12 protein-coding genes, 1 pseudogene and 1 riboswitch are annotated in these 10561 nt (G+C 58.4%); of the genes and pseudogenes, 4 read left to right on the forward strand and 9 right to left on the reverse strand.

From position 1 onward, the window contains the following. Window positions 1-10: 10 nt before the first annotated feature. Genes ACVWY9_RS08795 through ACVWY9_RS08830 form a run of 8 tightly spaced genes read right to left on the reverse strand, consistent with a single transcriptional unit; the run spans window position 11 to window position 6186 of the window. Window positions 11-778 carry an ATP-binding cassette domain-containing protein gene (locus ACVWY9_RS08795; protein ID WP_457388101.1) on the reverse strand — a complete coding sequence of 256 codons (768 nt, stop codon included), beginning with the start codon at window positions 776-778 and terminating at the stop codon, window positions 11-13. After that, a complete protein-coding gene (locus ACVWY9_RS08800) occupies window positions 771-1637 on the reverse strand; it encodes an alpha-D-ribose 1-methylphosphonate 5-phosphate C-P-lyase PhnJ (RefSeq protein WP_011431837.1) in 867 nt (288 codons plus the stop codon). Before ACVWY9_RS08800 ends, ACVWY9_RS08795 begins: the two co-directional genes overlap by 8 nt. Then, on the reverse strand, window positions 1621-2673 hold the full coding sequence (locus ACVWY9_RS08805; protein WP_414416064.1) for a carbon-phosphorus lyase complex subunit PhnI: 1053 nt from the start codon (window positions 2671-2673) through the stop codon (window positions 1621-1623). Before ACVWY9_RS08805 ends, ACVWY9_RS08800 begins: the two co-directional genes overlap by 17 nt. Then, on the reverse strand, window positions 2658-3239 hold the full coding sequence (phnH, locus tag ACVWY9_RS08810; RefSeq protein WP_457388102.1) for a phosphonate C-P lyase system protein PhnH: 582 nt from the start codon (window positions 3237-3239) through the stop codon (window positions 2658-2660). The genes ACVWY9_RS08805 and phnH overlap by 16 nt, the downstream gene beginning before the upstream one ends. Then, entirely contained in the window at window positions 3236-3655 is a 420-nt protein-coding gene (phnG, locus tag ACVWY9_RS08815; protein ID WP_011431834.1) for a phosphonate C-P lyase system protein PhnG, read from the reverse strand. The genes phnH and phnG overlap by 4 nt, the downstream gene beginning before the upstream one ends. Window positions 3656-3664: 9 nt before the next feature. Then, complete coding sequence (gene phnE / locus ACVWY9_RS08820) at window positions 3665-4483, reverse strand: phosphonate ABC transporter, permease protein PhnE (RefSeq protein WP_414388972.1); 819 nt, start codon at window positions 4481-4483, stop codon at window positions 3665-3667. After that, a complete protein-coding gene (phnD, locus tag ACVWY9_RS08825) occupies window positions 4452-5348 on the reverse strand; it encodes a phosphonate ABC transporter substrate-binding protein (protein WP_457388103.1) in 897 nt (298 codons plus the stop codon). Before phnD ends, phnE begins: the two co-directional genes overlap by 32 nt. 46 nt (window positions 5349-5394) lie before the next feature. Continuing rightward, window positions 5395-6186, reverse strand: coding sequence for a phosphonate ABC transporter ATP-binding protein (locus ACVWY9_RS08830; protein ID WP_457388104.1), 792 nt, complete (start codon window positions 6184-6186; stop codon window positions 5395-5397). A 278-nt stretch (window positions 6187-6464) separates the two neighbouring features. Here ACVWY9_RS08830 and hisIE point away from each other — a divergent pair, with 278 nt between their 5' ends. The 4 genes from hisIE (at window position 6465) to crcB (ending at window position 10153) form a co-directional block, all read left to right on the forward strand. After that, the gene (hisIE, locus tag ACVWY9_RS08835; RefSeq protein ID WP_414342151.1) at window positions 6465-7088 is read left to right on the forward strand and encodes a bifunctional phosphoribosyl-AMP cyclohydrolase/phosphoribosyl-ATP diphosphatase HisIE; all 624 of its coding nucleotides are present in this window, start codon (window positions 6465-6467) and stop codon (window positions 7086-7088) included. Further along, window positions 7048-7722 (forward strand): DUF1997 domain-containing protein, encoded by a 675-nt coding sequence (locus tag ACVWY9_RS08840; RefSeq protein ID WP_457388105.1) that lies wholly within the window; start codon window positions 7048-7050, stop codon window positions 7720-7722. The genes hisIE and ACVWY9_RS08840 overlap by 41 nt, the downstream gene beginning before the upstream one ends. A gap of 46 nt (window positions 7723-7768) precedes the next feature. Then, a riboswitch (Fluoride riboswitch) is annotated at window positions 7769-7874 on the forward strand. A 145-nt stretch (window positions 7875-8019) separates the two neighbouring features. Continuing rightward, entirely contained in the window at window positions 8020-9669 is a 1650-nt protein-coding gene (locus tag ACVWY9_RS08845) for a cation:proton antiporter domain-containing protein (protein ID WP_457388106.1), read from the forward strand. Window positions 9670-9721: 52 nt separating this feature from the next. Further along, window positions 9722-10153, forward strand: coding sequence for a fluoride efflux transporter CrcB (crcB, locus tag ACVWY9_RS08850; RefSeq protein ID WP_414351171.1), 432 nt, complete (start codon window positions 9722-9724; stop codon window positions 10151-10153). 330 nt (window positions 10154-10483) lie between these two features. Here crcB and ACVWY9_RS08855 read toward each other — a convergent pair. Next, window positions 10484-10561 (reverse strand): annotated as a pseudogene (locus tag ACVWY9_RS08855) (IS5-like element ISSoc13 family transposase); the annotation flags it as partial.

Below are 10561 nucleotides of genomic sequence, written 5' to 3' on the forward strand. Positions count from 1 at the left end.
CTTGCCCTTCCTAAAGTCTTGCGGCAACCAGATCCTGGGTAAAGGGGTGGCGAGGATCCTCCAGCACTTGGTCGGCCAATCCCTCCTCCACTACCTCCCCCTGGTACAACACCACAATTCGATCCGCCACAGCCCTCACGACCGAGAGATCGTGGCTTACTAGGATGAGGCTCATCCCCAACTGCCGCTTGAGGCGGCGCAGAGTATCCAGAAAGGTGGCCTGCACCAGCAAATCCAAACCGGTGGTGGGCTCGTCCAAAAGAACAGCCAGAGGCTTTTGGACTAAAGCTTTGGCAATCTGTACCCGCTGGCGCTCTCCTCCCGAAAGAGAAGCTGGGGGATCCCCGGCTCGCTCTAGAGGAAAATCGGCTCGCTCCAAAGCCTCCTGCGCCTCCGCTGCCAGCACTCCAAACCGCCGTTCTTCTCTAAGGACAAGGGGCTCCGCAACATTAGTCAGGGCCGCAAAGCCCATGCGCAGGGCCTGGGCGGCATCCTGATAGACCATGGCCAGGTAGTGCCGCGCCGCAGGCTGCTCGTAGCGAGAGAGCAACAGCAGGTTACGTCCCTCCCAACCCGGCACGTTTAGCCGATACTCCCCCTGGGCTGTCTCCTGAAGGTAAAGGATCTTCAGAAGAGTAGTCTTGCCACTGCCGGAAGCTCCCACCACCCCCAGCACCTCTTGGGGATAGAGCTTGAGGCTGACGTTCTTAAGCGCCCAGCGATCCCCGTAGGCTTTGCAAACCTTGACCAGCTCCAGAAGGGGGGTCTCCTCAGCCATGCTCTTTCTCCACAAATAGAGGACCGCTCGTTTTCCCGGCCAGCAGCTTTTCCATATAGCCCTGGTCGGAGATTTCATAGGCCAAGCTGCCATCTTCTTGGGGAATGGCGTTGAGGAAGACGTGGCGGCAACCGCTGCGACGGCAGGATCCCAAAATGGGCTCCGGCTGGAAGGGCCGATCCACAAAGGCCAAGGGCTCCACCCGGGTGTAGGGAGGGACGGCATAGAGCCGCTTCTCCCGCCCGGCCCCAAAGAGGGTGATATGGGCTGCCAGATGCAGCTTGGGCAGATCCCAGCGGGGCAGAGGGCTGGGATCCATCCCATAGCGCCCATGGACCAGAACTGGGTAGGCCGCTCCCTTGCGGCTCTGGCCGTGGCGTAGGTGCTCCTCAAAAAGATCCACCCACAGCAGGCTATAGTCGCCCAGAGCATGTAGCTCCCGCGCCCTGGCGTCAGAGGGCTCCACATAGCGCAGAGGCTCAGGGATGGGAACTTGCAGGATTAGGATTTGACCTTCTTGGAGCCGCTCCTCGGGGATGCGGTGGCGGCTTTGGATGAGGGTGGCCTCCAGCGTGTCGGTGGTTGTTCGAGCGCCGCTGACCTGGGCAATGAAGCGGCGCAAGTTGGCGGCATTGACAGAGTCATCGGCCCCCTGGTCAATGACCTTCACCACGTCCTGCGGCCCCACCAGGCTGAGCGTAAGCTGCAATCCCCCTGTGCCCCAGCCGCGAGCCAGCGGCATTTCCCGGCTAGCAAAGGGAACTTGATGGCCCGGTATGGCCAGGGCCTTGAGAACCTTGCGCCGAATTTCTCGCTTGGCCTCCAGATCCAGGTAGGCATAGCTATGCTTGGGTTTCAAGGGAGTCCTCCTTTTGGAAGTGGCTCATCCAGTTGCTGAGAAAGGTTACGTAGTGGGGTAGCTTGTAGTGGAGGGCAAAGCCGGAGGCCTCCACGGGATCCGTATGCACCAGGACAAACTCCTCGCTGCGAGCCGGATGGCTGGGGCGATCCATTTCCAAATCCAGCATGGCGCCAGCGATGGCCCGCCCCTCGTTCCAACCCAGGCTAGCGGCAAAGCCCAAGCGGTATCCTTTTTCTCCGTGTCCCACCACCTCAGTAAAGACCAGGCGGATCCGCCCCAGGCGAAAGCTTCCCCCCCGCACAGGATGAAAGGCGCGTACCTCGAGATAGCCCACGCCCAACTCGGCAACCGTTGGGTGGGTGTGGACGTTGTAGGCGCGCATGGCGCTGTAGGCCAGAGCCAGAAGTCCCCCCGTATCTCCCCTGGCCAAAGCTTGCAGGCGGTGGGCCCGCGGCGCTGGAAACAGCAGTGGCTGCCGCGTCAAGTCGGGAATCTCTTCCCCTGGAGCAGGGCTACTGGCTTGCTGCTCTGCCGTGGGATCTTCTTCCAGCAGACCTTGCTCCCTCAGCCAGCTGCGCACAGAAGGATAGTGCTGGGCAGCAGCCACGGCCGCCGGCTCTAGCGGGGGGCTTTCAGAAAAGCCCAAAAGACGCAGGCTGTAGTCTAGGGTGGGCCCCAAGACCTGGCCGCCGGGAATGCTCTTGAAAGCCGAGGAAAGCCGACGCACCAGCAGGAGATCTTCCTTTTTCTGCAGCTGGGCTTTCCCTAGGCGGGGGAGAGTAGTCCGGTGTGCTCTCAGAAGCAGCAGGGCCTCGTAGAGGTCCCCCCCTGTCTGCACAAGGGCAGTGGCCGCCAGCTCCGGAGCCCACAGCCCCGCCTCTGCCATCACATGATCCAGGAGATAGGGCAGCCCAGCCAGCTGCTTTGTCCGGCCTCGCCTGCTTTTGGCTTCTGCCGCTGACAACAGCTCGCGAAAAAGGGCCTCGGCATTGAGAATGGCCTCTTGGCTGCCCCGCGCTACGACATAGCCCATCCACCCACCTCCACGCTTCGGGGTAAGCCTACCACTTGGGGGCCGTCAGTTAACAGGATGTCCACTCCCAGCGGGTAGGCCAGGATCTGGGAGCGCAGCTGCCAAAACAGAGAGGGCAAGCCTACAGCCAACTGGATCTCCCCAGCTATGCCGGGCCCTCTGAGCAATACAGGGGATCCCCGGCCCAAGGGGGCCCCCAGGATAAGGGTCGCTCCCGCTTCAGGCTCAAGGTGGGTGCCTCTTTTGAGAGCCAAAAGGCTGTCTGGGCCAGCGGGCAAACTCTCCAGCTGCTCGGCAAAGACAAAGTCAGCAGCCTCCAAAGCCACGGGCCAGGGATCCTGCCCACGCAAATCCGACAGCAGCCAGCTTGGCGCCCAAACCCCTACATTGCCATCCACCAGCGTCAGCCCAATGAGGCGAAAGGCTTGGCGAAGGGAGCGAGCGGGAAAGCTCTCCAGACGGCCAGGGTAGCTCAACGCCCTAACCAACGCCCGGAAGACCTGCTGGCTTTGCTTTTCTGCCAGTCCCGGTGTGGGGCCGTAGGCTTTGGACATCCCCAGGCTCACAGAGTCTCCACCTCCAGGCGAGTTGCAGCTACCTTGCGCCAGAGGCGCTCGTCTTCTTCTTGAAGATCCTTCTGGGCCGCTAGCGCCAAAGCCTGGATCTTCTCCACAGCAATTCCCGCCTGCAGAGCGGCGTCTAGGTAGGCCAGGGCGCGCGCCAGACGCGGCTTTTCCCCCAGCACCATCCCGTATCCTTCTACTCCCTTTTTTGGAAAGCGCAGCCAGACCTCGTAGACCAGCACTTCTCCCACGTAGAAGGGCGTCCCCGTGCGGGAGTCCTCAAAGGGGAGCGCCAGCAGCCCTGCCCCTTCCCTGAGCTTTTGGCTGGATCCCAGAGCAGGCCTGACCTCCCGCGCCAAAGCCAGCACCTCCTTCTCGGGGGCCTCCTGCAACAGCTCTAGCATCTCTAGGGGCTGCATCCCAGCCTCCTAAATCAGGGTCTGGCGGATCCGCGCCGAAACTTTGTCAATTGTAAATACAGCCAGCAGAATCAGCAGAACAACCGTGGCCGCATCTTGAAAGCGAAAGGCTCGTATGGTCTGCATCAAATCAAACCCAATGCCCCCTGCCCCCACCAAGCCCAAGACCGTTGCCGAGCGCACGTTAGCCTCAAAAAGGTAGAGAGTGCTGGAGTAAAAGGCAGGAGCCACTTGCGGCCAGAAGCCATAGGCGATAACCAGGAAAGGGTGGGAACCTGTAGCCTCTACCGCCTCCACCTGCTTCATATCTACTGTCTCGATGGCCTCTGAGAGGAGCTTGCCTGCCACACCCGCCGTGTGCAGGGTCAAAGCTAGGATCCCTGGCAAGGGTCCTAGGCCAATTGCGGCCACAAAAACCAATGCCAAGACTAGTTCATTGAGCCCCCTGAGGACATCCATGAGCCCGCGCACAAGCAGGTAAACCGCAGGGGAACGCATGACATTTCTGGATCCCAGGAAGGCCAAGGGAACCGTGAGAAAAGTGGCCAGGAAGGTGCCCCAGAGGGCCATCATCAGGGTTTGCAACAGGGAGTAAAGGAAGTTGGGCAAGAAGTAAAAGCTGGGAGGAAAGAAGCGAGCCAAGAAGGCCGCACTCCTCCCCAAGCCAGCTAACAACTTTCCTGGCGAGATCTCGGCAGGCTCCGCCGTCAGCAAGAGAGCGAGAAAAACCCCCCCATACAGCACAACCGTGCTCAGCTCCCTGCGCTTAAGCTCTGCTGGCAGGGGGGGAAGTCTCCTAGAGTTGGCACTCAGGTTTCTTAAGAGCATCGTTGACCTTGCGGAAGGGATCGTAATCTGCGTCGCTAGCCGGCTCAAAGCCCTTCAGCCCACGAGCCTCCAGCCATTTCTGACCCTCCGGCGTGTTTTCGTACTCCAGATAGACCGTGCGCAAGGCCTCCTTGAGATCCTCTGGCAGATCTTTACGGTAGGCCCAGGGAGAGGAAGGAATGGGATCCGATCTCCAGATGACCTCAAAGTCCTCTATGCCTTTGATCTGCCCCTTGTTGGTGGCAATGCTGATCCCGGTATCCCAGGTTACACCAACGGGAATGGTTCCCTGAGCTATCCCCAAGATGACCGACTCGTGGGTGCCAGCAAAAGCCACCCGCTTGAAATACTCCTTGGGCTTGATTTTGGCCTCAAGACAGAAGTAGGCCATGGGCACCTTGAAGCCAGAGGTGCTCTCTGGGTCGACGAAAGCAAAATCTTTGCCCTTGGCGTCTTCTAGAGTTTTGATGCCACTGCCTTTCTTGGAAAGTATCAAGGAGTGATAAACGGTACCCGAGCGCAGCGAGTCCTCTTTCACGAACGCTTCAATGGGAGCGTTGGCCTTTTCAATGGCATCTACGTAGGAGCCAGGGCCGTAGAAAGCTACGTGAGTTTGGCCTTGTGCCTGGGAGACCATCACCGCCGTGTAGTCACCGGCCACAAACAGGCGGACGGGGATCCCCAGTTTTTGTTTGAGATAATCCAAAAAGGGAGCATAGCGAGCTTCGTAATCGGCAGCACTCTCCACCGGTACTTCAGCAATCACCAGCTCCTTGGGCCAGTTTTGCTTCTGAGCCAGCCCTGGAACCCAGCTGGAAATTCCCATGAGGAAGGCAGCAAGGAACAGAATTTTTCTTCTCCGCATAAGGTTTTCTCCTTTGCAGTTAACTTGCGGTTGAAGGTGGATCTTGTTAGACCATCAAGGTTGAGGAAAACCATTCGCTTGCCTCGTGGGTTTCCTTCTCCCCAAAGTAGAGCTCCCTTTCCTTTTCAGAGGTAAAATCGGAAAGCGGCCCATCGAAGAAAACCTGGCCCTCCTTGAAGGCAACGACTCGATCGGCGTAATGGCGCACCATTTCTAGGTGGTGCAGGGTAACCAGCAACGGAATCCCCTGGCGGCGCACCGCTCCCAGCAGCAGCTCCATAATTACCTTTGCATTTTTAGGATCCAAAGCCGAAATGGGCTCGTCGGCCAGAATCAGGGCTGGCTCCTGGATCAAGGCGCGAGCAATACCCACTCGCTGCTGCTGCCCCCCTGAGAGAGCGTCGGCCCTTTGCCAGGCATGCTCTAGCAACCCTACCTCTTCCAGCAGCTTTTCCGCCTTGGCCAAATCCTGAACAGAAAAGTGCTTGAAAAGACCCCGAATGGGACTCAGGTGAGGCAGACGCCCAACAAGAACGTTTTCCAGAACCGTCAGGCGCCCGATGAGTTGAAAGGTCTGGTAGACCATGGCCGTGCGCCTGCGCAGCTGTTGCAGGACATCCCTTTGGCCTTCATGGAGAGGAAGAGAATCAACCCAAACTTTTCCGCCGCTGAGCTTGACCATCCCTTTCAAAAGCCTAAGAAAGGTCGACTTTCCTGCTCCTGAAGGTCCGATCAAGGCCACAACCTGCGCTCCATCGCCAAATAGGTCAAGGTAAACCTCCCTTAGGGCAACCTTGTTTTTGAAGGCAACCCAAAGGTTCTCGACTTGGATGCGCATAAGCTACCTCACGGCGGGAAAACCGGTAACAAACTTAGCAGATTGGCCTGATACTGAAGTTAAAACCAAGTTAAGCTTTGCTGGCCTGGGCCGCAGGACTTCTCAATGGCTTCTCGAAACTGGCTTTGGCCTGGAGGGCGCTCTTGGAGGTACCCCTGGGAGAGCTTGCTCTGCTATCCTGCTAATAATCTCGATTGGTTTTCTGCCAAACCCTTATGGCTGCTGCTGTGATCTCGGGCCTCTCTTGGCAGTCCCCCAGAGCCCTTTCACCGGAGGAGATGGCTTGGTTAGGCAGCCTCACCTACAATGAACAGGGCCTGATCCCGGCCATTGTGCAGGACTACCTGGACGGAACAGTGCTGATGATGGCCTGGATGAACCGGGAGTCCCTGCAAAAAACTTTGGAAACAGGCCGCACCTGGTTCTGGAGCCGCTCGCGGCAGGCGCTGTGGCCCAAGGGGGAAACTTCTGGCCACGTCCAGTGGGTCAAACAAATCCGCTACGACTGCGACGGCGACGCCCTGGTCATCCTGGTGGAGCAGGTGGGGGATGCAGCGTGCCACACGGGGGCGCGGAGCTGTTTCTTTCGCCCTTTGCAAGGGGATCCCCTTCCAGCAGCCGATACCCTGTCGCAGGTGTTTGCCGTGGTCAAGGCCCGCCAGGCGGATCCCCGTCCCGATTCCTACACCAGCAGCTTGCTAGCCAAGGGGGAAAATGCCATTTTGAAGAAACTTGGCGAGGAGACGGCTGAGGTGGTGATGGCGGCTAAGGATCAAGACCGCGTGGCTTTGGCCCGTGAGATGGCCGACCTCTGGTACCACTGCCTCGTGGCCCTTGCTCACTATCAGGTAGATGTTAGGGATGTCTATCGCCAGCTCCAAGCCCGCCGTTCCGCCAAGTGAAAGGGCCATGTCCCCCGAAGGCGGTGCCCCTGATCTTCTGGATCCCTCCCTGGACAAAGCCCACCTGGATTTACAAGCCGCGCGCTGTGGCCAAGTGGATCTGGAAACCGATCGGGAGACCTTGGCCCGTTACCTGAGAGGCCATGCCCAGTGGATCCAGCGGTGCTTCAGGCCATTGCAGGTGGAAGCTTTGTCTGCCGAGACTTACAGGTTGCAGTTTTTCCGCATGGGCGGGCTGGGGTTTGAGCTGGAGCCCAGTTTTGGGGTCAAGATCTGGCCGGATAAAGATTACCGGTTTTGTCTGACCTCGATTGAGTTGCCCGGCGATGAAGGAATGCCTTACCGGGTCAGCTGCCAAGCCGATTTCCAGCTGGAGGAGCTACAGGGATCCCTGAAAGACCTGCCCACCACCCGTGTTCACTGGGCTCTTCATCTGGAGATCTGGCTGGCTTTGCCCAGGTTTTTGCAGGTTCTGCCCCGCAAGTTGGTTTATCGGGTGGCCCATCAAGTGGTGCAGCAGGTAACCCGGGGTATGAGTGACCGCCTCACCCACAATGTGTGCAGCGATTTCTATCGCTCTATTGGGTGTCCCGATCACCCCTATCGCTTAATTGCAGTGGAAGACAAAGCGTGATATCTTAGGTGCCAAGTAAGTTGCCGGTCAGCTTTCGAGTAGTGCTCCGGCAACCGGCGATGGAGTTCGCCGCAACCGCCTCACTTGGAATTTTTCTATAGAGGAAGAGGGTTCTAACCTCAAAAGCTGAGGCTGATGACTCCTGCACTTCTGGGCAAGTCCAGGGGGTAGGGGTCTTTGGCTTTGTTTGAGGCCCCACCCTGCGGACGCGATGGTGCTCCCACTCCTGACGCGGATGGCTTTTTCTCCCTGGGCTGCCCTTCAACACCCTGACGACAAGGAGATGAGGATCTGGTGATGCTGGGCAGTTGGCTGTGGATCTTGGTGATGGGCTTTTTTGTCGGCCAAATCGTGGGTCGGCTGGGGATGCCCCCCCTGCTGGGGATGATCCTCGTGGGGATCTTGCTGGGAGATGTCCTATCCCCGGAGGTGCTGGCAGCGGCGGGGGATCTGCGGGTGGTGGCGGTGATGATCATTTTGATGAAGGCGGGCCTGGGGCTGGATCGGGAGAAGCTGGCCCAGCAGGGATCCGTGGCGTTGCGGCTGGGGTTTTTGCCGGCAGCCTGCGAGGCGGTGGCGGTGGCCCTGTTGAGCACCTGGATCCTGGGGTTAGACTGGCCTACCGGTTTGCTGTTGGGCTGCGTGATTGGGGCGGAGTCGCCAGCCGTGATCGTGCCGGGGATGTTGCGCCTCAAAAGCCTGGGCTGGGGGGTGGCCAAGGGGATCCCGGATGCCATTTTGACCGGCAGCGCCCTTTCCGACGTACTGCTGTTGTTGGGGTTTAGCCTGCTGCTCAGCTTTTTGGGCCAAGGATCCGCCGCGAGCGTTCGCTTGGGAAGCCTGGAGCTGTCGCCGCTGCAGTGGCTGCCGTTCCAGGTGGGGATGGAGATCCTGCTGGGCGTGGCTGTAGGCTACCTGGGGGCGCGGGTTCTGGTGTCGCTGCTAACCCAACAAAACTGGACCCGCAACAGCGTCCAGGAAGCGCTGCTGGCTGCCTGTATGGCCCTGGGGCTGGTGCTGGCACCGCAGGTGTGGCCCTATTTTTCCGGCTATTTGGCGGTGATGGCCCTGGGGTTCTTTCTAATTGAGCTGGATGCCCCCTTGGCGCGGCGGCTGCGGGGTGGGTTCGATGCCCTCTGGACGGTGGCGGAGATCGTGTTGTTTGTGCTGTTGGGAGCGTCGCTGGATCTGGGGGTGCTGGGATCCGTGTTCTGGCCGGGCTTGCTGCTCTTAACCCTGAGCCTGCTGCTGGGGCGGGGCCTGGGTTGGTGGCTTTCCACCCTGGGGAGCAACTGGACCTGGCGGGAGCGGCTGTTTTTGCTGCCGGGCAACATGGCCAAGGCGACGGTGCAGGCGGCTATTGGCGGGATCCCTTTGGCCCAAGGGATCCCCGGTGGGGAGATCATTTTGGCCTTGGCGGCTTTGTCAATTCTGGTTACCGCTCCCCTGGGCGCTTGGCTGACCCAGGTTTGCGCCCCCCGGCTTTTGGAAAAAGGAGAGGTGGATCCCACCAAGGTAGGCAGCCAGGGCAAGGTGAGCTTTTTGGCAGCGGTGGACACCTCCCCTTTGGCCGAAGCCGTGCTGCGCAAGGTGGCCGATTTGGCGCGGCGGGTGGATGGGGAAGTGATTGTGTTGCATGTTACCGATAAGCCGCAGGGGAAAGGGGTAGAACTGTTGCGGCAACTCACCCAGCGTCTTTTGGCGGATATTCGCCACCAGTTTTGCTTGGCCTCGGGGCCCTTGGCAGAGACCATCGTAACCCTAGCTCAGGAGCGGCAGGTAACCGACATCGTCATGGGCAAGCGGGGCCACCGCGGCTGGGAGCAGGTTTTGGTGGGATCCACTTCCCAAGCGGTGTTGGAAACCAGCCCGATTCCGGTAATTTTGGTAGAGGAAGAGGACTTCAAGAGAAGCAGGATCCCTATCTCTGAGGGCAGAAAAAGCTAAGGATCCCACCTTTTCCGTAGGAAGTTCTGGGAACACAGTTCAAGGAGAATAGATGCGCTTGCAATCGGTGTGGGCTTACCTAAACCATGGCTTGGTCTCTCCCAGTTTGAGAGTTCCGTTTGCGGTTGCGTTGGGGGCTATTGGCGGATCCCTGAGTCGCTACTATCTATCCCTCTGGTTTGCGGAGCGATTTGGCCCTAGCTTTCCCTACGGAACCCTGTTCATCAACTTATCGGGTTGTGTGGTCATGGGTTGGTTCATGACCGTGGCTATGGAACGCCCTGAGATCTCACCGGAAATTCGCCTGCTGTTCGGGGTGGGATTCCTGGGTTCCTACACCACCTTTTCTACCTATGAACTGGATACCTTTAGCCTCTGGCAGCAACATCGCTTTGCTACTGGGCTTGTCTATTGGCTCGGTTCTTGCCTATTTGGAGCCTTGGCTATGGAGCTTGGGATCCTGTTGGCACGATTGTGGCGATAACGTTTAACGTAACCCCTATCAATCAGCAATCTATCCATCCAAAAGCCAGGTGCAGCAACTGGTCATTTTGGGCAATAACTTTTTTCTTAAAAGCACCGGGATCCCCACTAGTCAACCCCCTGGAATTTCTTATCTTAAGGAGCACTCTTCACCAAAGCAATATACAGTTTTTCCAGCGTTACTCACTACAGCCAATGCCAGCCAATCTCTTGCCTGACAAGGATCCCACTTCACTGTAGACCTTATGTGAAGCGGAAAAATCTGTAACCATGACAATCGCAACAGCCCAAAGACAAAAGGGATACAAGTATGCTAGGTTGTGTTGATCTTTCATTTGAGCCAAAAGAGAGCACTGACGAGATAGAGAAAACTCAAGAAGTTCCTGGCCAATTTGTCAAAACGAGAAAA

The organism is Thermostichus sp. OS-CIW-31, from assembly GCF_054060305.1.

What these genes read in the sequence shown, in the direction of transcription:
- ACVWY9_RS08795 (WP_457388101.1), bottom strand. Translation starts at nt 778, where the DNA reads ATGGCTGAGGAGACCCCCCTTCTGGAGCTGGTCAAGGTTTGCAAAGCC.
- ACVWY9_RS08805 (WP_414416064.1), bottom strand. Translation starts at nt 2,673, where the DNA reads ATGGGCTATGTCGTAGCGCGGGGCAGCCAAGAGGCCATTCTCAATGCC.
- phnG (WP_011431834.1), bottom strand. Translation starts at nt 3,655, where the DNA reads ATGCAGCCCCTAGAGATGCTAGAGCTGTTGCAGGAGGCCCCCGAGAAG.
- phnE (WP_414388972.1), bottom strand. Translation starts at nt 4,483, where the DNA reads ATGCTCTTAAGAAACCTGAGTGCCAACTCTAGGAGACTTCCCCCCCTG.
- phnD (WP_457388103.1), bottom strand. Translation starts at nt 5,348, where the DNA reads ATGCGGAGAAGAAAAATTCTGTTCCTTGCTGCCTTCCTCATGGGAATT.
- ACVWY9_RS08830 (WP_457388104.1), bottom strand. Translation starts at nt 6,186, where the DNA reads ATGCGCATCCAAGTCGAGAACCTTTGGGTTGCCTTCAAAAACAAGGTT.
- hisIE (WP_414342151.1), top strand. Translation starts at nt 6,465, where the DNA reads ATGGCTTGGTTAGGCAGCCTCACCTACAATGAACAGGGCCTGATCCCG.
- ACVWY9_RS08840 (WP_457388105.1), top strand. Translation starts at nt 7,048, where the DNA reads ATGTCTATCGCCAGCTCCAAGCCCGCCGTTCCGCCAAGTGAAAGGGCC.
- ACVWY9_RS08845 (WP_457388106.1), top strand. Translation starts at nt 8,020, where the DNA reads ATGCTGGGCAGTTGGCTGTGGATCTTGGTGATGGGCTTTTTTGTCGGC.
- crcB (WP_414351171.1), top strand. Translation starts at nt 9,722, where the DNA reads ATGCGCTTGCAATCGGTGTGGGCTTACCTAAACCATGGCTTGGTCTCT.